Here is a 24,224-nt window from a genome sequence, read left to right as displayed (position 1 = left end):
TACTTATGCAATGCGCGAAGGCGCAACGCCGTACGCCTTTTTGAATGCAAATGAGAAGTGGGAAAGGTCCTCAAAGCCAGTTTCGAGATACACTTCAGAGGGCGATTTCCCTTTTTCTTTAATCAGATAGTGCGCCGCTTCCAACCTTTTTTGCAACAGCCAGCGACTTGGGGAAATGTGGAATATTTTTTCAAAATCTCGTTTAAATGTGGCCAGGCTACGCCCCGTCAAGTAGGCAAACCGCCTTAGATGCACATTAAAATGAAAATTCTGATTCATAAAACCTTCCAGGTCAATCTTGCCCGGCTCACTGAAATCGAAAAGAATGTCTTTCATCTCAGGATGGGTTTGCAGCAAAATCAAGATCGCTTCCTTCAATTTCAACGACATTAAATGCTGGCTCGTCGGCGGCTGAAATTCCTGATAAGGCATCAGGGAGGCCATGTAACTTGTCAGTAATTGGTCAGACACGAGCATTAGGACAGCTTTCCCATCCTGATGAGGCGCTGCCGGATAGTTGAACTCCATACTGAAATTACGAAGCGTCTGCTGGTCCAGATAGATTGATATTGATTTAAAATCACCGTTTTCAGGCGGCTGCTTATTGAATTTGAGCAGCTTATTCCGTTTCGTAAATCTGAAATCACCCTCTTTGCAGACATAATCCCGGACGCCGTCATTCAGAAAAAGTGTTCCTGCGATTTGGTAACTCAAAACGTGTTCAGGGACGAATTGCTCGCCTTCCCGGCTGCGCGTATGGTAGCAGGAATAGGTGATTTGTGTTAAGTCGGTTGGCTGGCTCATGATCGTGCTAACTTATATATCAAACAGCATTGCAGCCCGGTTTCGTTCTGCAATGCTGTTTGGGATTCAAATTCCTTTCATTGATTGGTAAGCCTTGCCGGCCTCCGACTCAAAAAAGTTTTCAGCTTCATCGTGATCCGTTGAAATGCTTACCGGCATCCACTTTTCAAATTCAGCTTTTCGATTTTCATCCGCGCGCTGCAGGATGCCAACGGCCTCACTGCCCAAGATTAAGTGTAACGGCGGTTCAGGATGATTCACAAGGTCCACCATAACTTTCGCAGCTTTATCTGGATCACCGACGGGAACATAGTTGCCGCCTCGGAAAAAACTGGTGACAGTGCCAATTGTAGATTCGTAACCCTCAATTTCAGCGGCAAAGCTCATAGAAGATCCCGCCCAATCCGTACGAAATCCGCCTGGTTCCACACAAGTTACTTGAATGCCAAGCGGAGCCACTTCTCTGGAAAGTGCCTCGCTGAAACCGCCGAGGCCAAATTTCGCGGCCTGATACATAGTAAGTCCTGCGCCGCCAACACGGCCGCCAATCGAACTGATCTGCAAAATGTGTCCCGAACGCTGCTTGCGCATGTGTGGCAAAACGGCACGCGTCACTTCGATAGGGGCATAAAGATTCGTCTCCAATTGACTGCGAACCTGCTCATCCGTAAATGCTTCTGCTGCGCCTGTAATGCCAAATCCCGCATTATTAACCAGCACATCAATTTTTCCAAAATGGCGAACTGCATTAGCAACAGCAGCATAAATCTGCTCCTTATTAGTCACATCAAGCTCAATTGGATAAATCTGGCCCGGGAATCGCTCGACGAGCTCATCCAGTTGCTGTGTATTCCGCGCTGTGGCCGCTACATGATCGCCATTTTTCAGCACTGCTTTCGTAAGGCTTTTTCCCAATCCGCGGGAGCTGCCTGTAATAAACCAAACCTTTGTCATCGTTTTTTGTGTTTTAACTAAGACAAAGGTCGGCAGGAATGGGAAGGTGGGCTTTGTTGAATAGCTCAAAGTTGGTTTGTTGAAAGGCTCAGAGTTGTGTGTTACTTCGCAGCAGGAACCTGAAATTTAGTTGATGGAAGTGAATTAGGTTTATTTTTGCAAAATCGAGGATTTCGTTGGATTCTTGAATTGTATCGATTCAAAACGCTCGTGCCGGGCATCAGGATTTTCTCCGCCATTGATCGATTTGTGCGTTTCCTCAATGGTTTTGATCTGCTCCTCGGAAAAATACAGGACCGTTCAGTAATAATTCTGTCAGCCGTGACTGCTTTGGTTCCGGAGTACTTTCTGCGGCAAGCTCTTTTTGAAGCCACGCCTTCTGGGTAGGTGAGAGTTGTTTTACAATCTTCACCAAATCTTGAAAGGGAATGTGTGTTTTTGCTTTCATGCCAAAATATAATGTTTTATTATTCAATCAGGAAAGCGCATAATCTTTCTTACTATTCTTTGAACCTGCAACTTGGTGACACCGTCAAAATCGTTTAAAAAGGATTCAATAGATTCCTCGGTAGTCAAATGATCTATAAGATTTTGAATAGGTATCCTGGTTCCTGAGAAAACCGGAGTGCCACCTAAGATTTCGGGATCAACTGTGATTGCGCTGCTTTCAGGCAACTCACTCGCAAGAAAGGCCTGGGCTCGTGCTTCAAACCTCTTTCTCGTCTTTGATCCAGGCTTCCCATATCGAACTTGTAGCCATTCGTCGGCTGTTCTAAACTCTTGATATGATTTTGAGACATTTTTAAAGAGATCTTTTGGTAATGCATTTATCTCAGACAGTATTAAGTCTCGAGATTTATCCTCCTGCAAATTGCTTTCGCTTAGTAGGGGACAACTATCCAAATCCTTTGCTTTCTTCTTCGACATGGTTTACATCCGTTTAGTTAGTGCTCCCAAATCTCCAACTGGGGGTTCTTCCTTAGTTCTCCGACGAGCTCTATGATAAGCTTAGAGTCTTCCAGGCCACAGTCATATGCTCGCCAAAATCAAAGCCCATATCTTCCAGCCACTTCCCGCAGAGACGGATTTCGGGAAAGAACTTTGAGTTCCATTTCGAAGTCTGTTGGAACTTTGGATAAATTTTTAATTAGCGTTCTTTGCATTTTGGCATACAAATATAGAGTTTAGTTTTCGTAAAACTAAACTAAAATTTCGTTTCACGAAAAAAATATTTCGTAATTTACATTTAAAGTCGACTTAATATATTCATTGTCATTAACTTAAAGTTTTCACTAAGTTTGCGTCAAACGAAAACATTTAGTGAATGCCTAAGCAGAAGTTTAACCGGATTAAGATAATTCTTGCGGAGAAAGATAAGTCAGCTAAGTGGCTGGCAGAAGCGATCGATAAGGATAAATCTACCGTATCAAGGTGGTGTACAAATGATATGCAGCCTACTATTGAGACTTTTTATGAGATTGCGAAGTTACTGGATGTGGATGTGAGGGAGTTGTTTGTGCCCTCTAAATGAAATTCAAAGCTTATTTACGGAAAAAGTCAAGCTTCAAAGTTTATTGACTTGCGCCGGCTTCGTCTTTATTTCTTCCGCAAATTACCAGAATATTAGGTCGGGTCACTTTTCCACTAGTACTTTGGGGCGCATGATTTCCGGGATAAAGGAATTTTTAAGCGACTCTTTCGCCTTCGCCACCTTTTCTGGAAAAAGGCTAATACTTCGATATTTAGCCAGCGATGGATCAATCTCCACCTCTGGAACAAAATCTGACCATTTTTTTTCTGCCTTTTTCATAATGCAATTTAACTATTTTCTTTTGACCAGAAAAGCACTGTATCTTTCATCAGGAACAAAGGGGACGAACCTTCCATTCAACTGTCCGAAAAGATGAACATTGGCACATGCCTGTTCATAAAACCTTGTGATTCCCATTTGGTAAAGTCTGGTTCGTGCGTCACTACTGCCTTCCGCATAAACGACTGCCTCGGGGTATCGATCAAGAAACCGGAAAAGAGCTGCGACAACAGTAGCTAAGATTTTATCTGTATCTCGATTGTTAGAGACGCTCAGATCGTCGATTTTGCCGGTAACTGGATTGAAGTCGCCAAGAGCCAGGTTATAATAACCATTCTCGTCAATAAGTTCAAATTGAACAATCTTGGGTATCCTTCCATTCGGGCCGACACTTTCAAACCTAAAAATTGTTGATTCTTCCTCTACTTTCAGTGTGTATTTGTCCAGATTCATCAAGTTAAAAATAGTGTGTCAATCGCTTGCTAATATCGCAAAAATTCATTTCCCCTTCACGACCCCATCAATCTCCCCCAAGAGCGACTTCACCCCAGTACTATCCTGCATCAACTGCCAAATCATCACCCCGCTAACCTTCTCCTTCGCCAGTTCCGTTTTCTTGTGGATCGTAGGTAACCCATTGTAATAAACCATCCCACCGTTCAAATGCATCTGATCCTGATTAACAGAATCAGGGTATTGACGGAGAATGTTTTTGTAAGACATGCTTTCCGGAGCGGTGCCGCCGAAGCCGTAGCCGTAGAATGGAACGCCCAAAGTGAGTTTTTCTTTTGGGATTTTGCGGGTTTCGAGCCAGTAGTTGAGGTCTTCTTCGGCCATGGAGTAGGGGGCGTGCGGGCCAGGTTTGTCGGGTCGCCAGGGGCCGGTGCGGTCATAGGACATGATGTTGACGAAATCGAACTGCGCCAATGCTTTGTCGGTAAACTGGGTTTTGTAAACCGTGGCGATGGCGGCTGTGATCATTTTGTTTTTTTGCCTAAGTGCGGCTGCCAGGTCAACTACAAAGTTCTCATAATTGGCGTCGATTAAGTCGCCTTCCAGGTCTACGTCGATGCCGTCCAGATTAGTGTCTACTGCCAGATTAACAAGGTCATTAATCAGTTTGTTTTTCTTTTCTCCAATCAAAAAAGAAGGATAATATTTCGGCGCGCCGCCACCGCCGATCGAAGCCATGATCCTGACATTTTTGGCATGTGCTAGCGCGGCAACTTCTTTGAGATTCTCGGTTCCGGTGAGATTGCCGAGTGAATCCGGGTTAATGAATGCAATGTATAAATGCGTGATCTTCGCAAAATCCACTTGATTAGCGGCTGCTACCAAATCCGTCCGATTAGGCAAATAACCAATTACTTTAAACCTATTATTCGCGTCAGCATTTTTGGAAATGCTGACGTTTTTCTTGCTGCAACTTGTACTTAATGCAAGCATCACCATGACGGCGGAGATGCTTTGTTTGAACAACTTCGGGACGATCATGGTGATGCGCGGATTTTTAAGTTTTCTATTTTTGTGCCAACATAATCTTTGCCCCGCCTTTGCGGATGGATTCGTAAACAGCGTCGACTACAATCATATCCTTTAACCCTTCGGCTCCGCTCACATTCGGATCGGGCTTGTTGTTGAGGATAATGTCGGCGATTCCATCCATTTGCAAGGTTTGGTGCGTGACTATGGGCTGGTTCATCGGTCCGTTGTGCGTCCGGCCTTTGATCGGGCCGTAGCTGAATGCCGGGCTGAGTTCCACGAAACCTTTTTCGCCAATCACATAAAGTCTTTCGTAGTTATTGAAATTGTAAGTCGTGCCGCAGCTCGCCACCACGCCGCTCGGGAAGCCAAGCTGGAACATAATGGTTTCATCCACTTCTTTAAATTTCACGGGATCGGTCTTGGTTTCCTGGGCAGTCACCCAGATCGGCTCTTCGCCCGTCGCGTACCGCGCGCCATTCAATGCATAAATACCTACATCCATCATTGCACCACCACCAGCCAATGCTTTTTTCAGCCTCCATTGATTGGGATCGCCGGATTTGAAACCCATATAATTGTTCACGTGCATGATTTTGCCTAATTCTCCCGCCTCGCGCATGCGGATCAGCTCACGGGTATGCGGTTCAAAATGCATGCGGTAACCAATGTAAAATTTCACCCCGGCCTTTTCACAAGCCGCGATCATTTCACGGGTTTGTTTGGCATTATCAGCTACCGGTTTTTCGCAAAGTACATGTTTGCCAGCCGCAGCGATTTGCAATACGTGCTTGTGGTGCAGCGAATTAGGCGTGGTGATGTATACCAAATCAATGTCCGGATTGTCCTTGATCTTCCTGACTGTATCGTAGTTGTAAGTGTTCTTTTCGGGAATGTTGTATTTCTTTTTCCAATCTTCCAGCTTGGCAGGCGTGCCGGAAACGGCACCGACGAGTGTGGCCATTTTGCAATCTTTCATGGCATCTGCCACGCGGGTTCCGTAGCTGCCGAGCCCCATAATCGCGACGCGCAATTGCTTGTCCGCTTTCGGGCCGGAATAAAGTTCGCGGGCGGCGGCTGGAAGATCGGAGAGAGCAGTAGCGCCGATCCCTAATGTCAATTTTTGTAAAAAATCACGACGTGAATCCATAGTAATGAGTGATTATTTGTTGATAAAAACTTTTGTGCCGTTTTTGCGAAGCGATTCGTAAATGGCATCGATGACCAGCATATCCTTTAAACCTTCATGCCCGCTGACATTTGGATCTGGTTTTCCATTCAGGATCGCGTCTGCAATTCCGTCCATTTGGTAGGCCTGATGATTTACATCCGGCTGGTCGATTGCTCCTTTATGCGTAGTTCCGCGAATGGGGCCATAGCCAAATGCCGGGTTCATTTCGGCCCAGCCTTTTTCGCCCATCAGACGCAGCATTTCGACATGATTAAAATTATAAGTGCAACCGCAGTTAGCAATAATTCCGCTGGGGAAGCCGAGTTGAAAAGTAACTGTTTCATCCACATCCTTGAATTTAACAGGATCGGTTTTAGATTCTTGCGCCGTAACCCAAACCGGCTCTTCACCCGTGCAATAACGCGCACCGTTCGTAGAATAAACCCCTACATCCATGACAGCGCCGCCTCCGGCCAAGTTCTTTTTTAATCTCCATTGCGTCGGATCGCCTATTTTGAAACCTGCATAATTATTAACGTGCATGATCTTTCCGAATTCGCCCGCCTCGCGCATCCTGATGAGTTCACGGGTGTGCGGCTCAAAATGCAAACGATAGCCAATGTAAAATTTTACCCCAGCCTTCTCACAAGCTGCGATCATTTCCCTTGCTTGTTTGGCATTATCAGCTACAGGTTTCTCACAAATCACATGTTTGCCGGCAGCAGCAACTTGCAATACATGCTTATGGTGCAATGAGTTAGGGGTTATCACATACACCAGATCAATGTCCGGATTGTTCTTGATCTCGTGCAGGTTTTCGTAGTTATAAACATTTTTATCTTCAATCCCATACTTCTGTTTCCATTCCGGGATCTTGGATGGCGTGCCGGTCACAATCCCGACCAGTTTCGCGGTTTTACATTCTTTCATTCCACGAGCAACGATGTTCGCATAACCGCCGAGCCCCATTAATGCGACGCGAAGTTGTTTGTCGGCTTTCGGAGCATTTGCCAAAAAAGGCGCCGATATCGCTGGCGTGAGGTCCGTGAGCGTTGCGGCTCCGATTCCGAGTGAAAGTATTTGCAGAAAATCACGGCGGGAATTCATAGGCAATTCGTTTGGTAAGAATGTCTTTTACGAATAAAGCGCTTTCACCAATGAAGTTACCTGTGCAGGTTTTTTGGTTTTGGAAGAATTTGAGACCGTTTTTTCAAGTGCTTCCTTAATCCTCTTTTCCGTTTCGACTGTAATCTCGGTAAAAACGAGGTCCTCCAACTTGATCCCGAAAAGCCGATGGATGATTATTAGATCATTCATCGAAAAGGTCCTAATGCCATTTAAAAGCTCCGAAATGTAGGATTTATTATGGGCAAGAATGGCAGCAAGGTCATTTTGGTTAAGTCCATTTTGTTTCAATGTTTTGCTGATCAGCTCTCGCCTTTTTTTATAAAACTTAAACTCCTTTTCTGCGCGTTTTTCAGCCAAGTCACTTTCCGCTACCTGTTTTTCTGTAACCTGCTTGAAATCCGACCAGTGCTTCAATTCGTAGTCACGTATTAAAGTGCTTAGTCGTTCTTCCAGCAAAGCCAATTCGGGTTGATTTTCACTTTGAAGTCTGAGAAATCGTGCGGCAAGTGAAGCACGTTCCAATTCTAACTCTGAGGAGATTTCGCCTTTCTGGATCAATGATTTTATATCTGTTTCTTTTAGTGTATGTGACCTTTTGATCTGAGCCATTTTTCAATCGTTGTTTTGTTGTTCCTGAATATTTTTTCGTAATCTCTGTGTGTGCCTATCCATAGCACTATTGCCCGGTTCTCCTTGAATTTTATCGCAAGCAACACACGGTCATTTTCAATATTCAAAAAGAAAACACCTTGATTATGGACCTGATCTGCGTCTTTACGTTCTTTCAATAAATCTATGTAAGAAGTAAATTCCGAGTTTTCTAAATCTAGAATCAGTTGATCGATTGCATCTGTCAGTTTGCGGTTGCCACGGTTTTTTTGTTGCCATTTAATTAAAATTCTTTTTTGATCAAGCTGCATTGGCCGGTTGAATTTAAATAAAAAGTTCTACAAAAAGTAGAACTATCAAATATGATTTCAACCTTATGACGCTGGCTTTTAGAAAAGGTAACGGATAACAGAAACTCCGTAAACAAAAAAAGGCCTCCGGATTTCCGGAGGCCTTGGGCATTGAGGTTTACGCTTAATTATTTGACAGTCAATATGCGTTCAGTTCTTTGTTCTGATAATTCGAAAGATTTTGACTGAATTTCTTTGCCGCTGATGACGTCTACTTCATATTTACCAGCGTCCATTTGGTCCATATTCAATGTACGACCGAATTTTTGGTTGTCTCTGCTGACAGTCTCGCGGTAAACAATGATCCCAGCTTCATTTTTAAGCAAAATTACTGTGTTGGCGTTGTTGTTTGCTTTGTTGACCAGCACATTGATCTTACCATTTTTGGTTGGGTAAATTCCTGTTCCCAATGAGGAAGCTTTCTTTGTCTCTTTGTCTTCTGCGTTGGCAGCGAAAGTAGAAGCGATAAATGCTAAGGCAAATGCGAAGGTTTTGATTGTAGTTTTCATGGCTATTTTATTTTTATGGCTATTGTTTTATTTTCTTTTTGTCTCTGAGGACATAACAAAGGTGGCAGGAATTCCGGTACTATGTATTGCAAAGTACAGGAATGGGAGTTTTAGGTAAATGAATGGTTAATATCTTTCATGAGTAATTAATCGGTTTGTGATATTTGGCTCAATGATGGGAGATCCGGCGCTGATGTTGCTTGCTGATATGTTAATAAGTGTTAAAAAAACGGCTCGCTGCGTTGCAGTGAGCCGTTTTAAGCAATTCAAAAAGTTTTCCCGAACTATTCTTTCTCTACAAAATCCATATCCTTTGTGAAAGTTTCTTCCAGATAATATAGAGCCAGCAACGCAACCAGCGAAGTGGCAACGCCAATGAGCAAGCCACTTTGAATCACTCCCAGGTCTGGTTTGAAACGTACAAACAATGCAGCCAACGGAATCGTAGCACCTCTCACAAAATTGGGCACGGTGGTCGCAACCGTTGCGCGCAAGTTAGTCCCGAAAAGTTCTGCGGCGATGGTGATGAACAGTGTCCAGTAACCGTTGCAAAAGCCGAGTAACGCACACATTAAGTAGAATGTAAACAGATCCAGCGTCGGAATCATCAGGTAACCTATCATCATAGTCAATGACAGGATGATGAACAAGCCGATGACACGCTTTCTGCTTTTAAGATATTGACTTAACAATCCGCTGAAAATGTCACCAAAAACTTGCCCGGAAAAAGCAAGCATAACCGCCTTGCCCGCATTTATGCCCTCAATGCCTTTTGCAGCGCCGAATTCAGGAGAAAAAGTGATGAGTATACCCACAACAAACCAGATCGGCAAACCAACCAAAATCGCCATCATATATTTCCCAAAACGCTTTCCATTGGTCAGGATCATCATCACATTGCCGCGGTCGACAGTTTTTTCCTTCACTTGCTTGAACATGCCCGACTCAAAGACATTAAATCTTAAAATCAACAGTAACAAACCCATTCCGCCACCTACAAAGTATGAAATCCGCCATTCGAACAGATCGGCTACAAAATAGGCAAGGATCGCGCCCAGGACGCCTAATGTTGCAACCAGTGTGGTTCCGTAGCCCCGTATTTCTTTCGGTAAAACTTCTGTCACTAATGTGATTCCTGCGCCCAGTTCACCTGCAAGTCCGACGCCGGCAATGAAACGCAGTAACGCATATTGATCGAGGGAGGTGACAAATCCGTTGCCGATATTAGCGAGCGAATACATGATGATGGAGCCGAAAAGCACGGATAACCGGCCTTTTTTATCCGCAATTACACCCCACAAAACGCCCCCGATGAGCATTCCGGCCATTTGGAAATTGAGCAGCCTGATTCCCTCGGTCAGCAGTTGTTCGGTGGGGACATTCAATGCTTTCAAACTCGGAACGCGCACTACGCTAAACAAAAACAGGTCGTACATGTCGACCAGATAGCCCAGCGCAGCCACGATGACCGGCACTTGAAGCAGTTGTGAAAGTAAGGTAGGGCGAGGGTTAGGCTGTTCGGACATGAATGATGTTGTTTACTTCGGCTGTCGGCTACCGGCAGTCGACTAGTTTTGTTGAATACGTAAAGTCAATTCACAAGTTTTCTTCTGATCGCCGAAAGCCGACGGCTGACAGCCCTTACAACCGATCAATCAACATTCCGCCGTCTACACCGATCACCTGACCGGTAGAGTAGGGGAAATCGCCTCTTGTGAGCGATGCAACGGCTTTTCCTACGTCGTCAGGCGTTCCCCAGCGTGGCTGCAAAGCAATGCCGCTCTGGAAAAGGTTGTCGTATTTTTCCTGAACTTTGGAGGTCATATCCGTTGCAATAATGCCTGGCCGGATCTCGAAAACGGGAATATTATATTCTGCCATTCGAACTGCAAAAAGCAGATTCGTCATTGCCAGCCCTGATTTTGAAATACAATATTCTCCTCGATTAATGGACGCCACCGTTGCTGAAATGGAAGTTACAAAAATGATCGTCGCCTCAAATGCATGGTTATTCTGCTTTGCGTGCGCCATTCTTTTCGCCACGGCTTGGGTCAGAAAAAATGGCCCTTCCAGGTTTGTTTGCATGACTTCCTGAAAGTTTTCCGGCGTTGTTTCCAGAATATCAAGTCGTTCCCGGGGAGCAATTCCCGCATTATTGACCAGAATATTAATTTGTCCAAAAACAGAATACGCTTTCTCAACAATGGCCTCACGATCAGCTGCATTGGCAATGTTTCCCTGGCAATAAACTACTTCCGCGCCTAATTCGCGAAGTTCGTTCAGGGCTTCTGCTGCGCCTGCTTCGTCGCGTACGCCGTTGATAGCGAGGTCAAAGCCTTCGCTGGCAAGGGCTTTGGCTATCCCAAAACCGATTCCACGACTTCCGCCTGTAATTAATGCTATTTTTTTCATGATTTGAATGGATGAAGGCTTTCCAAGTCTTCAATAGTTGGAAAGCCTATAATTCCTCAATATTGATCCATTGACGCTTCCCCCAGCTTTCAATGCCTTTTTCAGCCAGCTGCACACCGCGAGCACCCGCTTTCAAATCCCATGGGAATGGCGTGTCTTTTACAATGTGTTTCAAAAACAGCTCCCATTGCGCCTTGAACGCATTGTCAAAAATCTCCTGCTCAGGCACTTTTGACCAGCCTTCAAAAAACGGGATCGGTTGAGGAATATCCGGGTTCCAAACTGGTTTCGGCGTATTTCCGTAATGTTGTGTGTAACAATCGCGCAAGCCTGCAACTGCCGAGCCGTGCGTTCCGTCCACCTGCAATGTGAGCAAATCATCGCGGCGAACGCGGACGGTCCAGGATGAATTAAATTGTGCGATTACATCACCTTCCAGCTCGAATGTCGCATAGCAAGCGTCGTCGGCCGTTGCCTTATAAGGGTTGCCATTTTCATCGATCCGCTCGGGAATGTGCGTTGAGCCGAGGCAGGAAACGGCTTTAACCTTGCCAAAAAGGTTGTCCAAAACATATCGCCAATGGCAAAGCATGTCCACGATAATGCCGCCGTCGTCTTCTTTTCTGTAATTCCACGAAGGTCGCTGCGCCGGAATGCTATGGCCTTCAAACACCCAATAACCGAACTCTCCACGCACAGAAAGGATTTTTCCAAAGAAACCATTTTCCATCAAACGCTTCAATTTCAACATGCCGGGTAACCAGAGCTTATCCTGAACAACGCCATTTTTTAATCCGGCAGCCGTTGCCAGCTCATATAGTTCTAGTGCTTCTTCTGTCGTCGTTCCCGTTGGTTTTTCACAATAAATGTGTTTTCCGGCAAGAATCGCCTTTTTCACAGCAGCTGCGCGTCGGCCAGTGACCTGCGCATCAAAATAGATCTGATATTGCGGATCTGACATTACTGAATCCAGATCCGTTGTGTATTTCGCTATTCCCGACTGTTTGCAAAGCGATTGCAGCTTGCTTTCATTACGGCCAACCAGGATTGGATCCGGCATAATTACTTCATCCGCCGAAATTTTAACGCCGCCTTGCTCAATAATGGCTTTGATCGATCTTAGTAAATGCTGGTTGGTCCCCATACGGCCCGTCACGCCGTTCATAATGATGCCAATGTTATGTGTAGTCATGTTTTTTTATTTAAACAGTTTTCAAAAATGCCTCTGTAATCTCTCCCAGGAATAAATGCTGATCCTTGGACCAATGAATGTTAGAGAAAATCTCAACCTCACAAAAGCCCTGAAACCCAGTCGCTTCGACCCAACTACGAATTTTTTTCAAATCAATGCAGCCTTCGCCCATTAACCCACGGTCATTGAGCAGATCAATGGTGTTCACTTTCCAGTCGCAAACGTGGTAAGCAAGCAAATTTCCGTTCGCACCGCAGCGGGCAATCTCTTTTTCCAGATCACCGTCCCACCACAAATGATATACATCCACAGCTACACCGACATAGGGAGAATTGAAATATTCCGCCATATCATTCGCCTGCGCCAATGTGTTAATGGCCGACCGATCAGCTGCATACATGGGGTGCAAGGGCTCGATAGCCAGTTTTACTTTCAATTTTTCAGCCAATGGCAATATTGCAGCAATGCCTTCCTTAATTTGTTCCCTCGACTTTTCCATCGATTGATCAGGTGATGCGCCGCAAACCAGCACGATCATGGGAGCACCCAAAGCTGCGGCTTCTTCGAGTAACTTTCGGTTATGATCAATGGCCTGCGCACGTCCTGCACTACTCGTATGTGGGAAAAATCCACCGCGAACGTAAGAGACGATTTCGAGACCGGCAGATCGGATCAGCTCTCCGGCACGGTGAGGGCCGATCTTTTCAGTTGCATTCTGCCAGACACTTATTCCTTTCACGCCTGCCGCCGCATAATTTTCCACCGCTTTCGAAAGCTCCCAGGGCTTCGTAGTAATGGTGTGAATGCAGCATCGATCTAATGTGATATCCTGAATGTTGCTCATTTTACAGCGCCGAGATAGTTGTAGTAAGGCAAACCTTTGTTAATGCGGTCTACATAAAGCGCCACTTCGCGGGCATGGTAATCGCCCCACATGCTCGATTCGCCGCAAGGGATTTTTTGCCCGGCAGGAATGTTGTCCCAGCCATTCGGACGGTGATAAATTGAGTGCAGGATTAATCCCTGGTGCGTTGGATCGGTGGATAAATAAGGCTCTGCAAACAGTGAATCCAATGCGGTTAGGCCTGCTTGCCAGTAACGGTTGCCTTGGTCAGCTTGGCCTTTATCATTCAGATATTTTCCCAAACGAAGCAGACCTTGCGCGCCTATGGCTGCCGCGGAGCTGTCTATGGGTTCAAATTCGTTGTAAGGATCGGACGTTCTGGATTTGTAGTCGCCCAATTTATAAAGTTGCGGCGCGCCGGTGTCCCAGTATGGAATCCCGTCGGATGCTGTGTTATCAATGTAAAAATCGCAGGTGGCTTTGGCGCCTTTTAAATAAATGTTTTCAATTTCGGCTCTGCCGCCTAATGGTGCCAGCTCTTCATCTGAAAAATAGGATAGCGATTCAAGTTGTTCTGCAAAACCGGCCATTGCCCAGGCTAATCCGCGTGTCCAGGTTGTGAAACCGGAGAAGCCTTGTTGGGAATTGGGGCAGCGGTAATTGCCGTCGTTGGTGTTAAAGACGCTTTCATGCGCTGTACGGCCCCAAATGTCATAGCTGTCCCGGCCTTCGCCGTAGTAAACTGCATATTTGGCTGTGGCTATGGAGTGCAATGTTCCCCGTTGCAACAAGCTTGTTTTTACGTCATTTTCACCCATTAAACTATGGCCCAGCAAGTGCGAAACCATCAGCGCACGCACAGAACGGATTGTATCCACAAACAATGAATGCGGACCATTAAAGGAATGTATAAAACCCTGACCGTCTTTGGTGTTAGTCCATCTTTTAGCTTGGACCGCGCCTGAAATTTTGAGTGCGATTTCATAGAAATTGCGTTCCCATTCATTTTCTTCAATGCGGCCTTCATTCATCAATCTCAGCAGATTTCCGTAAGTGCTTACATTGTTGAATCCGTGATCATGCACACCGAAATGCCCTACGTGCGACGCCATGCTGCTCACCGTATTTTTTCGGGCACTTTCCAAAGACTGCGTTTCACCGGTTGCGTCGAACTGCAAAACTTCTGCTCCGTATTGAAAACCCTGAGTCCACTCGGTCCAGCCGCGCAATGTGTATTTGCCGTTGACGGTGAAAACGGGCGTTCCTTTCGAATTGTCGTATTCCCTTGAAATGAGGATGATTTTTTCGGCGGAAAGCTGCCAGAGCTTGTCAATTTTAGGCTGAAGCGAAGCGGCGGTAAGATCGTTGCGAATCTGCATAGTATATCCTTATAGTATTATTTAGCCATTTTATTTTTGGATAATACAAAGATATTCGCCTATGCAGGGAGGGGCAAGGTACATTTTTGCTATTAAATGGTACTTTTCCGAACATGATCGCGATACTCATTCGGCGTAAGCCCTGTTTTCTTTTTGAAGATCCTGCTGAAATAGGAGGGGTCGTCCATGTGAATGTGATAGCTTATCTCCTTGCTGCTCAAATTGGTAAAAACCAGCAAGCGCTTGGCTTCCAAAAGCAGTTTATCCAGAATGTATTCCTGCGACGGTGTTCCAAGATATTTCTTGATGATTTTACTCAAATAATCCGGCGATACGGAAAGTGCCTGCGCATACTGCTGAACCTCATGCATTTGCCTGAAATTTTTCTCCACCAACTCCTGAAATCTTCCGACCAGTTCAGGAACCGTTTGTACAGCGGATTCAGCGGGTTGAATGTTCCTGGGCGCGAGAAACGCACATTTCTGCAACATTAACCCCAAGTATTTCCCGATCATTGTCTGATCCGTTTCAGCTGTTAAATGGTCGGAAACCATGTTTTCCATGATGTTATGGAAGTAACATTTCTCTGTTTCGGAAAGTGTAATGATGGGTTGCCTCCGGGCGGGCTGGAAGAAAGGCAGCTGCGAAAGGGACGGATTTACAGGATTGTAAAAAGTGTAAAAATCTTCCGAAAATGCTACAATGTAACCTTGAAACGAAGTTGAGAATGTGAGTAAATGCACTTGTCCGGGCGTTAAAAAGTGCAACCCTGCTCCCTGAATGTTGTAGGAATGAAAATCAATTTCGTGAAAACCAACGCCCTCTTCTATAAAAAGGATTTCATAGTAAGTGTGACGGTGCGGCGCGTCGGTTGGCAGCGGTGTAATGGGAAGCGAAACGGGCGATTCTTTTTGCTTTCCTTCACTGTTTTTAAAACGGAAAATCTTTAATGCTGGAACCTGGCTAGGCGTTTTGGGCAGAGAATGTACCGGAATTGCATCGGAGACGAAAGCCATGAACTGTGATTTTTTCAAATGCATTGACTTTTGCAAAAGCGCCTAACCGGGGAAAACTACCAATTTGACAACACTATTAAGCCATTTAATCAAACGAAGTGCGCAAGGCTGCCGATAGTTTTTTTATTCCGTGGGTGACATTTTCTACTTTTACATTGTTGGTCAATAACACAGTCTGCAACAAATTAATCAATCCAATTTAAGAGGTGAACCAGGAAACCAAAAGCGGCCAGATATTCGATCTTCCCACATTAAGACGTTTATATGCGTTCGTTCGGCCATATGAGAAGCGGTTTTATCTGCTGATCGCAATTATTTTACTGAACGCACTGCTTGCGCCGCTTACACCGCTTCTGATTAAATACACCATCGACACACCCATCGCGAACGGCGATTATTCGCAATTGACCGTGATGATCATCATTATGGTGGTCGTAACGATTTTTCAGGGTTTGGCGCAATTTTGGAATACATACATGTCTGGCTGGCTTGGACAGTATATTATTCGGGATATCAGGGTCCAGCTTTATGAGAAGATCATCGGGCTACGGCTCAAATTCTTTGATAACACGCCGATTGGCAGGCTGGTAACCCGCACAATTTCCGATGTGGAAACCCTTTCCAATGTTTTCAGTGATGGAATGGCTGCCATTGCGGGTGATATTTTGCAACTGGTGCTGATCATCGCCGTGATGTTTTACACGGACTGGAAACTTTCCATTATCAGCTTGTCCACTATTCCTTTAATGCTGTTTTGCACTTATGTTTTTAAAGAAAAAATCAAAGATTCCTTCAATGAAGTCCGGGCGGCAGTTTCCAATCTCAACTCATTTGTTCAGGAGCATTTGACAGGAATGGGCATTGTGCAGATTTTTAGCAGTGAAGACATTGAATACAAAAAATTCACGGAAATCAACAAAGTCCACCGCGATGCCAATATCCGGTCTATTCTTTACTATTCAATCTACTTTCCTGTTGCGGACGTTATCGCGGCTGCGGGAACCGGGCTTGTTGTTTGGTATGGCTCCAAGCAGATTCTGAATGCAGAAGTTACATTCGGGACGGTTACTGCGTTTGTTATGTTCATAAACCTGTTTTTTAGGCCAATCAGACAACTCGCAGATCGATTTAATACGTTGCAGATGGGCATTGTCAGTACGGACAGGATCCTGAAAGTGCTTGATAGCGATGAGTATACATCCAACAACGGCACATTCTCACCGGAATCTATTAAAGGAAAAGTAAAATTCAAGGACGTTTGGTTTGCTTATAATGAGGAAGAATATGTTTTGAAAAACATCAATTTTTCTGTTGAAAGCGGTCAGACAATTGCGTTTGTGGGCGCAACAGGAGCTGGAAAATCTTCGATCATCAACTTGCTGACCCGTTTCTATGATATCAATAAAGGCAACATTTACGTCGATGATGTGGAAGTGCACGATTACGACCTGAATGCATTGCGTAGGCACATTGGCGTTGTTTTACAGGACGTATTTTTGTTTTCGGACACCATCGAGAACAACATCAGGCTGGGCGACAGCAGCATTACGCATGAAAAGATCGTTGAGGCTGCCAAGCTTGTCGGCGTGCACGAATTTATCGAGAGACTGCCGGGCGGTTATACTTACAACGTAATGGAACGGGGCGCGACGCTTTCCGTTGGGCAACGCCAGCTTATCTCATTTGTGCGTGCTATGGTGCATGAGCCAGAGATCATTGTGTTGGACGAGGCGACTTCCTCCGTAGATAGTGAAACCGAAGAATTAATTCAGAAAGCGATCGAAAAACTGATGAAGGGCCGGACCGCCATTGTTATTGCGCACAGGCTTTCAACCATTCAGGAAGCGGATAAAATTATCGTTGTCGATAAAGGGGAGATTGTTGAGGAAGGAAACCATGAACAATTGCTCGAAAAAGAAGGCTTTTACGCTAATCTTTACCGCATGCAGTATAAAGAGGTTTTGAAGATGTAGTTAGAATTTAGACCAATTGACAAAAAAAGCCTTTCCAGGTCTGAACCAGGAAAGGCTTTTTGTTATGCCTAATTTCTGCCTCCTGTATCCAATGGAATCGGCGGCGGACCAATCAAGAAATCGTCTTCTTCATTGCGTTTGGCAGGTGTGCTATCTCCGCCAATGCCAAGAGAATCGGCTTCCGCAGGTGCCCATTGCGTCGGACAATTATAATTTTTCGAAACTTTGAATGATGGTTTGGGAAACGGTCCAGGCTCTAAGGCCAGCGATTTATTTCTATATATTTTCTCCAAAAAGCTTCCTACGATCGGTAGAGCCGTTTTTGCACCTTCTCCTAAGTCCGTGGAACGAAAGTGAATGCTCCGGTCATCGCCGCCTACCCAAGCACCCACAACGAGATCACGAGTGATGCACATAAACCAGCCATCCGAGTTATTGGATGTAGTTCCTGTTTTTCCGCCGAGTTCGTTGCCGTTACGGGTAACGTCAAATTTCCAGCGAATGCTTCCCGAAGTTCCTCCCGGCTCTTCCACGCCGCCTTTCAGCATTTGAACCATTAAAAAAGCCGATTCTTCGCTGATGGCCTGCCGGTGTTCCGGCTGAAATTCTTCTATCACTTTTCCATTGCTGTCCTCGATTTTCGTGACCAGGATCGGCTGCGTATAAGTCCCGTTGTTCACAAACACGCCGTAAGCAGCAACCATATCATAAAGAGAAACATCAAATGGTCCAAGTCCTATGGACGGCAATGCCTTCAGTGGCGTAGTAATGCCCATTTTCTTGGCATAGCGAGCCACATTTGCAGGCCCCACCTGATCCGTTAATTCGGCGGTCACAGAGTTGATGGATTGTGCCAGTGCCCTGCGCAAGGTCATGTTGGAGTAGGAGAATGTGCCCGTAGCATTTCGCGGTCGCCATTCCTTCTGCTCACCATCTTCCATGTAAATCTTTTCAAATGGCTTATCCACAATCTGGTCACACGGCGACATATTGAATGATGAATCGTCGATTGCAGTTGTGTACACAAAAGGTTTGAATGTCGATCCGGGCTGTCTTTTCCCTTGTTTTACAGCATCGTATTTGAAATAATTGTAATCCAAACCGCCCACCCAAGCCTTAATCTGGCCCGTTTGCGGGTTCATCGCCATCATTCCGGCGCGTAGTACGCGTTTGTAATAATCAAGAGAGTCCATCGAACTCCAGTATTTCTTCATCTCCCCGCTGTTCTTCCAGTCGTACACGGTCATCGTGTCCTTTTTGTTCAGATAATATTTAATGCTATCCGGCTGGTTTGGGAATTTGGCTGCGAGGGATTTGTATTTGCTTGTGCGTTTTACAACGTTATCCAGGAAGTCGGTGATCTCTTTTCCCTGCTCGTCGCGCCACGGATTCTGGTTGCGCCAGTGATCTTCGAAAACGCGCTGCAACTGCTTCATTTTTTGCACCATAGCTTCCTCAGCAGCTTCCTGCATGCGGGAATCAATGGTTGTGTAGATTTTTAAACCGTCCGTGTAAAGGTCATAGCCGTTTTCATCACCCCATTTTTTTACAAAATCAACCACCGCATTTTTGAAATAATTGGCATTACCATCGTACGGCGTCTCAAATTTGGTTTTCAACTCAATCGGTAAAGCGCTGATGGAATCCGCTTCCTTAGCCGAGATATAGCCGTATTTTTGCATTTGATTAATTACCACGTTACGCCTTTCCAACGAGCGCTTCATGTTACGGATCGGGTTGTAGGTCGTTGTAGCTTTTTGCAGACCCACCAGAACAGCGGATTCCTGAATGTTCAGGCTATCGGGCGACTTGCTGAAGTAGGATTGTGCTGCGGTGTTGATCCCGTAAGTGTTGTTACCATAATCCACCGTGTTGAAATACATGGTTAGGATCTCTTCTTTAGTAAAATTTCTTTCCAGTTTAATAGCGGTGAGCCATTCTTTGGTTTTATAAATTAATGTGCCAAATCCGGGGACGTAACCCAATATGCCGCGCGCTCCCGTCTTTCTGGTTTTAAAAAGCTTTTTTGCCAATTGCTGCGTAATGGTGCTGCCGCCTCCACGGTCCGTTGCGCCGGTCACAATCCCCACGGCCACACTCGCCATGGCTTTGTAATCAATCCCGGAATGTTTGTAAAAACGTACATCTTCCGTGGCAATCAATGCTTTAACCAGGTTCGGGGAGATCATTTTGGCAGTAACCGGCGTCCTGTTCTCGGTGTAAAACTTACCGATCATTACGCCGTCGGACGTGTAGATTTCAGAAGATTGCGCAACTTTTGGATTTTGCAGGTCTTCCACACTGGGCATACTGCCCATCAACCACAGGAAGTTGGTTTCCACAGAAAAAATATAAACTGCAAATGCGATAAACCCATAAAAAAAAGTCTTCCAAATGATGACTACGGGCCGATAGTAAGGCGCATTAACATCCACTTTATCATGCCACCAGTCACGGATTGACCTTTTCTTGCTGCGGTAGGAATGGAAATAAGCATCTGCACGGTTCTTACCTGTAACTAATGAAGTTAGCTTGTATGCAACGCGATTGATGAATGTTGAAAGCTGTGTTCCAATGGATTGAAACAATGCTCGGATTTTATTAAAGAACGATCTGATAACTTCCATCAAACGTTAAGGTTCGTAAGAATTCAAAGATAAGAAAAGCCGGACATTTATGACTTAGTCCGGCTTTTTATGAATTATTTGATCAGGCTTTGTCGAATTTCAACGCAGCGCCATTCATGCAATATCTGAGGCCTGTAGGTTTCGGGCCGTCATTGAAAACGTGTCCCAAATGCCCGCCGCAAGTCCTGCAAACCACCTCTGTGCGGATCATACCATGGCCGCGGTCAACAATTTCTTCTACATTGCCCGATGCGATCGGCTGGAAGAAACTGGGCCATCCGGAGCCGGAATCATATTTGGTCTCCGAGCTGAACAACGGCGTGCCGCAAGCCGCACACACATAGGTTCCTTCCTCTTTATTATCATTATATGGGTGTGAAAAAGGCCTTTCTGTTCCTTTCTCGAAGAGCACAAAGCATTGTTGTCCGGTCAGCTCTTTTTGCCACTCTTCTTTGGTTTTTTCTACTTCTCTCATTTTAGTTTATGTTTAAAGATGATGGCAGCGATAAGAAATCGTACCATATCCTTATGAAACGTGGACGGCGCATTTATCGTTTGCGAAAAATCCGTCTGATCCACGAATCTTCCGGTGGCCAGCACTGATTTTGCGATTCGGGCGGACGGCGGAAAAGGCCGGCCGAAATTCCGAAATACAAATTAAACGATTTTGGATTGCCAATGTTCAGTAATCCCGTTAAGTGATCGGTTCCGATCCACAATGGTCCGGCACGTCCGGCAAGGCCGATTGCCGGGGATTTGTATCGGTTCATTAATGTCACGGGAAAGGAAATTTCGTACCATTTGTGCTCGTAACGGGGCGTAACGGAAATAACGGATTCCGCTTTCATACCGAATGCATGCTGGGAAATCAGATTTTGCACCCATAGTCCGCTAACATATACCCGCGGCTGAACATTGTAGTCTACGCTTGCCTGGAAAGCAGTGGGCAATACAGATTTGAAATTGGGTGCAAGCGGTGCACCGCCGTCCAGCGAACTATTGATTGCGTTAAAAATTCCTTCGGAGCCTTCCAGTTTCTGAAATGAATCGTATCTCAGTTCCTTATTGGTTGTATGGATCTCCTGTTGTAGCACATATGCCGGATTTTTGAAATGAACCCGGCCAATATCTGTCAGCGAAACAGCGACGCGATATAAGTATTTGTTTTTGGACGCGTCCCGCTTTCTTTGACCTTTTTCGGTGTAACTAAATTTGTTGATGTCGGGCCTGTATTCGTAGACGGCACCGAGGTCAAAACCCCAGCCGCTTCCGGGAGGTGCGCCGCCGATGAGCCATGCTGGTGACGGTTTAACATTTTGAAATCCTTCATCCCGTGTCATACCGTAGCGAACATTTATTTCTTCCACACGAATATACTGGCGCTTGTTTTCCCAGGTTTCATCCGGCTGAATGTCATAGGACGAATTATCGATGATAGCATGTGCATTATAAAGTCCAATGAGCCTTTTTACGGTGAAACCGACTTTCAGATAATCCGTCTCGTTATCCATCACTGTCCCGCCGAATGTAAAAGCAACTTCACCAAAACCATTTAAATGCAGCCTGCCCGACTGGTTATCGAAAAAGGGGCCTTGTAATTCTTCCAGTTGCGTGGTTTTGCCGATCAGCCTCGCAAGCGGTTCGGTCACACCCGTTGTGTTCAGCATGTATCTGGCTCTTGTAGAAATGCCCACGCCGATTTTCCCTTTGAATAAGTTAAACATTACCGAAGGCAGCCGCGTGTCTCCTCCTGCATTCAAATATTTTTGGTTACCATTCAATTTTTCTCCCAAATAGGAACGCGGAAATTGCAAAACACCCCGCTCATTACGGTATTCATCGGATACAGTGTTGGTGACCAGGCTCAAAAATGAGTAAGGAGCTTCATACCGCACATAATTGTTCGCTGTATAAAACTGGCTGCCAACCACGTTCACATAGAGGCTATACCGGCTGTCGGCAACGAAGGCCGGATTGTGATATAACGCATTGGTCCCTGCATAGTTGCCCATCGCAACACCTGGCAAATGCTGTGCATTGGCAATCTGCGCCAGGCACAGAATGAGTGCAATCACAGGTAAACAATGTTTAAACATATCGTAATGAAGACGTTGATCGGGGCTAATCTGCTTGCAAAGAAAAGCGTAAGTGCACGGACTTGCAACCCATGTTGAGCGATTGGAAAAATAATGTTTGCATTAAACGAACGGCATGATTTTAATATTTAGCAGAACCTGGTATTTATTGGTTTATTTGTTTCAGGCATACGTTCAGGTTGTCAATTCTGGTCAGGCAAAGGCGGAAAGGTAAAAAAAAGCCCTCTTTTGACTCAGGAAAAGGCTATTGGCTAGTGCTATGATTTAGGGAATGTTTTGTAAATTCAAACATTGACCATATATTGTTTTGTAAACAACTGATATATACTTATTCAAATTTTGTATTGTATGAATTTTTCATTTTCCGATTACCAGAGCGAAAATTTCTTCGATGAAATGTTTACCGCAGATGGGGAGATTCGGCCAGGCTACGAACATTTAAAGAACAAATTTGAAAACCTCACACACGACGACCTTACCAACCGCCAGCTAGCCACAGAACGTGCATTGCTTTCCATGGGGATCACCTTCAATGTGTATTCAGAAGGAGAGGGGACCGAGCGGATCATGCCCATAGATATTATCCCGCGCGTGCTTTCAAACGCGGAGTGGGAATGGCTGGAAACAGGCCTGAAACAGCGCATTAAAGCATTAAACATGTTTATCGATGATGTTTATAATGAGCAGAATATCCTGAATGACGGCGTAGTCCCGCGCGAGCTGATCGAATCCAGCAAATGCTTTTTGAAACCTTGCCTGGGACTGAAACCGCCCAAAGGGATCTGGTGCCATATTACGGGGACCGATTTGATCAAAGGCGATGACGGCACATTCATGGTGTTGGAAGATAACCTGCGTTGCCCCTCCGGCGTATCTTATATGTTGGAAAACAGGGAGCTCTCCAAGCAGATTTTCCCCGATGTGCTGGCCAGGACGGGCGTTAGGCCGGTTTCTGATTATCCTACGCGTTTATTACAAATGTTGCAGCACCTGGCCGACCGGCCAAACCCGACCGTGGCAGTTCTGACGCCTGGCATTTACAACTCCGCTTATTTCGAGCATTCTTATCTGGCCCAGCAAATGGGCGTTGAGCTTGTGGACGCGCGGGATCTGGTGGTTTCGGATGGATATGTAAAAATGCGGACGACAAACGGGCTGCAAATTGTAGACGTCATTTACCGCAGGATCGACGACACATTCCTTGACCCGGAAGCATTTAACCCCGATTCCCTGATAGGAATTCCGGGTATTTTTGAGGTTTACAAGAAAGGTCGCGTTGCATTAGCGAACGCGCCGGGAACTGGTGTGGCGGATGATAAGGTTGTATATGCATATGTTCCGCGCATCATCAAGTATTATTTAGGGGAGGAGGCCATTATTCCAAACGTAAAAACATACATCTGCGGCGAGCAGGAAGATTTCGATTATGTAATTGAAAATATTGCTGAACTCGTTGTAAAAGAGGCAAATGAAGCTGGCGGATACGGCATGTTGATCGGGCCGAAAGCAACTGCGGAAGAACACGAGCTATTCCGGGAAAAGATCCGCGATAACCCCCGAAACTACATTGCACAGCCTACGATTTCACTTTCGCGGGTTCCGTGTATGGTGGAAGGACATGCGGAAGGCAGGCACGTGGACCTGCGCCCTTACATATTATACGGGGACGACGTCAGCGTGATCCCGGGCGGCCTCACCCGCGTGGCGTTGCGTAAAGGTTCTTTGGTTGTTAATTCGTCACAAGGCGGAGGGGGCAAGGATACCTGGGTTTTGTATTAATTATCATTCACAGTTGCTGGCAGGCTGTCAATGATATTGGTTTAGCGGATTCGTTGAACCAGAATTATTAACTGCCTGATTTTTGTTAA

24 protein-coding genes are annotated in these 24,224 nt (G+C 45.5%); 3 read left to right on the top strand and 21 right to left on the bottom strand.

The window, feature by feature from the left end; translation table 11 throughout:
* Window positions 1–3: 3 nt before the first annotated feature.
* The 4 genes from MUK70_RS18080 to MUK70_RS18065 form a co-directional block, all read right to left on the bottom strand.
* Entirely contained in the window at window positions 4–804 is an 801-nt protein-coding gene (locus MUK70_RS18080) for a helix-turn-helix domain-containing protein (RefSeq protein ID WP_234654293.1), read from the bottom strand.
* 66 nt (window positions 805–870) lie between these two features.
* A complete protein-coding gene (locus tag MUK70_RS18075) occupies window positions 871–1,758 on the bottom strand; it encodes an oxidoreductase (protein WP_234654291.1) in 888 nt (295 codons plus the stop codon).
* Between the two features lie 259 nt (window positions 1,759–2,017).
* Complete coding sequence (locus MUK70_RS18070) at window positions 2,018–2,206, bottom strand: hypothetical protein (protein ID WP_234654289.1); 189 nt, start codon at window positions 2,204–2,206, stop codon at window positions 2,018–2,020.
* Window positions 2,207–2,229: 23 nt separating this feature from the next.
* On the bottom strand, window positions 2,230–2,685 hold the full coding sequence (locus MUK70_RS18065; protein ID WP_234608540.1) for a DUF433 domain-containing protein: 456 nt from the start codon (window positions 2,683–2,685) through the stop codon (window positions 2,230–2,232).
* Between the two features lie 397 nt (window positions 2,686–3,082).
* Between MUK70_RS18065 and MUK70_RS18060 the strand changes: the two genes are divergently transcribed.
* Complete coding sequence (locus MUK70_RS18060; protein ID WP_234654287.1) at window positions 3,083–3,289, top strand: helix-turn-helix transcriptional regulator; 207 nt, start codon at window positions 3,083–3,085, stop codon at window positions 3,287–3,289.
* A gap of 102 nt (window positions 3,290–3,391) precedes the next feature.
* On the opposite strand, the gene MUK70_RS18055 is transcribed toward MUK70_RS18060, so the two are convergent.
* From MUK70_RS18055 to MUK70_RS17990, 14 genes are all read right to left on the bottom strand, one after another.
* A complete protein-coding gene (locus MUK70_RS18055) occupies window positions 3,392–3,568 on the bottom strand; it encodes a hypothetical protein (protein ID WP_234654286.1) in 177 nt (58 codons plus the stop codon).
* A 12-nt stretch (window positions 3,569–3,580) separates the two neighbouring features.
* Entirely contained in the window at window positions 3,581–4,021 is a 441-nt protein-coding gene (locus tag MUK70_RS18050; RefSeq protein ID WP_244784447.1) for a DUF6934 family protein, read from the bottom strand.
* 45 nt (window positions 4,022–4,066) lie between these two features.
* On the bottom strand, window positions 4,067–5,062 hold the full coding sequence (locus MUK70_RS18045) for a glycosyl hydrolase family 18 protein (protein WP_234654282.1): 996 nt from the start codon (window positions 5,060–5,062) through the stop codon (window positions 4,067–4,069).
* A gap of 25 nt (window positions 5,063–5,087) precedes the next feature.
* Window positions 5,088–6,200, bottom strand: coding sequence for a Gfo/Idh/MocA family protein (locus tag MUK70_RS18040; protein ID WP_234654280.1), 1,113 nt, complete (start codon window positions 6,198–6,200; stop codon window positions 5,088–5,090).
* A gap of 12 nt (window positions 6,201–6,212) precedes the next feature.
* A complete protein-coding gene (locus MUK70_RS18035) occupies window positions 6,213–7,328 on the bottom strand; it encodes a Gfo/Idh/MocA family protein (RefSeq protein ID WP_234654278.1) in 1,116 nt (371 codons plus the stop codon).
* Between the two features lie 27 nt (window positions 7,329–7,355).
* A complete protein-coding gene (locus tag MUK70_RS18030; protein ID WP_234654276.1) occupies window positions 7,356–7,958 on the bottom strand; it encodes a helix-turn-helix domain-containing protein in 603 nt (200 codons plus the stop codon).
* The gene (locus tag MUK70_RS18025; RefSeq protein WP_234654272.1) at window positions 7,928–8,269 is read right to left on the bottom strand and encodes a type II toxin-antitoxin system HigB family toxin; all 342 of its coding nucleotides are present in this window, start codon (window positions 8,267–8,269) and stop codon (window positions 7,928–7,930) included. Before MUK70_RS18025 ends, MUK70_RS18030 begins: the two co-directional genes overlap by 31 nt.
* Before the next feature lie 167 nt (window positions 8,270–8,436).
* Complete coding sequence (locus MUK70_RS18020) at window positions 8,437–8,817, bottom strand: hypothetical protein (protein WP_234608531.1); 381 nt, start codon at window positions 8,815–8,817, stop codon at window positions 8,437–8,439.
* A gap of 284 nt (window positions 8,818–9,101) precedes the next feature.
* Complete coding sequence (locus tag MUK70_RS18015; RefSeq protein ID WP_234654271.1) at window positions 9,102–10,343, bottom strand: MFS transporter; 1,242 nt, start codon at window positions 10,341–10,343, stop codon at window positions 9,102–9,104.
* A 115-nt stretch (window positions 10,344–10,458) separates the two neighbouring features.
* Window positions 10,459–11,229, bottom strand: coding sequence for a 3-ketoacyl-ACP reductase (locus MUK70_RS18010; protein WP_234654269.1), 771 nt, complete (start codon window positions 11,227–11,229; stop codon window positions 10,459–10,461).
* 46 nt (window positions 11,230–11,275) lie between these two features.
* Window positions 11,276–12,421: a Gfo/Idh/MocA family protein gene (locus tag MUK70_RS18005; protein WP_234654267.1), complete on the bottom strand. Its 1,146-nt coding sequence runs from the start codon at window positions 12,419–12,421 to the stop codon at window positions 11,276–11,278.
* Between the two features lie 10 nt (window positions 12,422–12,431).
* Complete coding sequence (locus MUK70_RS18000) at window positions 12,432–13,265, bottom strand: sugar phosphate isomerase/epimerase family protein (RefSeq protein WP_234654265.1); 834 nt, start codon at window positions 13,263–13,265, stop codon at window positions 12,432–12,434.
* Entirely contained in the window at window positions 13,262–14,644 is a 1,383-nt protein-coding gene (locus tag MUK70_RS17995) for a glycosyl hydrolase (RefSeq protein WP_234654263.1), read from the bottom strand. The genes MUK70_RS18000 and MUK70_RS17995 overlap by 4 nt, the downstream gene beginning before the upstream one ends.
* Window positions 14,645–14,736: 92 nt before the next feature.
* Window positions 14,737–15,678 (bottom strand): helix-turn-helix domain-containing protein, encoded by a 942-nt coding sequence (locus MUK70_RS17990; protein ID WP_244784445.1) that lies wholly within the window; start codon window positions 15,676–15,678, stop codon window positions 14,737–14,739.
* A gap of 188 nt (window positions 15,679–15,866) precedes the next feature.
* Between MUK70_RS17990 and MUK70_RS17985 the strand changes: the two genes are divergently transcribed.
* Window positions 15,867–17,633, top strand: a complete 1,767-nt coding sequence (locus MUK70_RS17985; protein WP_234654260.1) for an ABC transporter ATP-binding protein — start codon at window positions 15,867–15,869, stop codon at window positions 17,631–17,633.
* Window positions 17,634–17,701: 68 nt separating this feature from the next.
* Here MUK70_RS17985 and MUK70_RS17980 read toward each other — a convergent pair whose 3' ends face one another.
* From MUK70_RS17980 to MUK70_RS17970, 3 genes are all read right to left on the bottom strand, one after another.
* Window positions 17,702–20,260: a penicillin-binding protein 1A gene (locus MUK70_RS17980; protein ID WP_234608523.1), complete on the bottom strand. Its 2,559-nt coding sequence runs from the start codon at window positions 20,258–20,260 to the stop codon at window positions 17,702–17,704.
* An 82-nt stretch (window positions 20,261–20,342) separates the two neighbouring features.
* A complete protein-coding gene (gene msrB / locus MUK70_RS17975) occupies window positions 20,343–20,735 on the bottom strand; it encodes a peptide-methionine (R)-S-oxide reductase MsrB (RefSeq protein WP_234608522.1) in 393 nt (130 codons plus the stop codon).
* A 73-nt stretch (window positions 20,736–20,808) separates the two neighbouring features.
* Window positions 20,809–22,335, bottom strand: a complete 1,527-nt coding sequence (locus tag MUK70_RS17970) for a DUF5723 family protein (protein ID WP_234654258.1) — start codon at window positions 22,333–22,335, stop codon at window positions 20,809–20,811.
* 369 nt (window positions 22,336–22,704) lie between these two features.
* Here MUK70_RS17970 and MUK70_RS17965 point away from each other — a divergent pair, with 369 nt between their 5' ends.
* Window positions 22,705–24,135 carry a circularly permuted type 2 ATP-grasp protein gene (locus MUK70_RS17965; protein WP_234654256.1) on the top strand — a complete coding sequence of 477 codons (1,431 nt, stop codon included), beginning with the start codon at window positions 22,705–22,707 and terminating at the stop codon, window positions 24,133–24,135.
* The last annotated feature ends 89 nt before the right edge of the window (window positions 24,136–24,224 follow it).

The organism is Dyadobacter chenwenxiniae, from assembly GCF_022869785.1.
GTDB lineage: Bacteria > Bacteroidota > Bacteroidia > Cytophagales > Spirosomataceae > Dyadobacter > Dyadobacter chenwenxiniae.
Note: the sequence above shows the minus strand (reverse complement) of the source record. Positions and strands in the feature narration are given on the sequence as shown.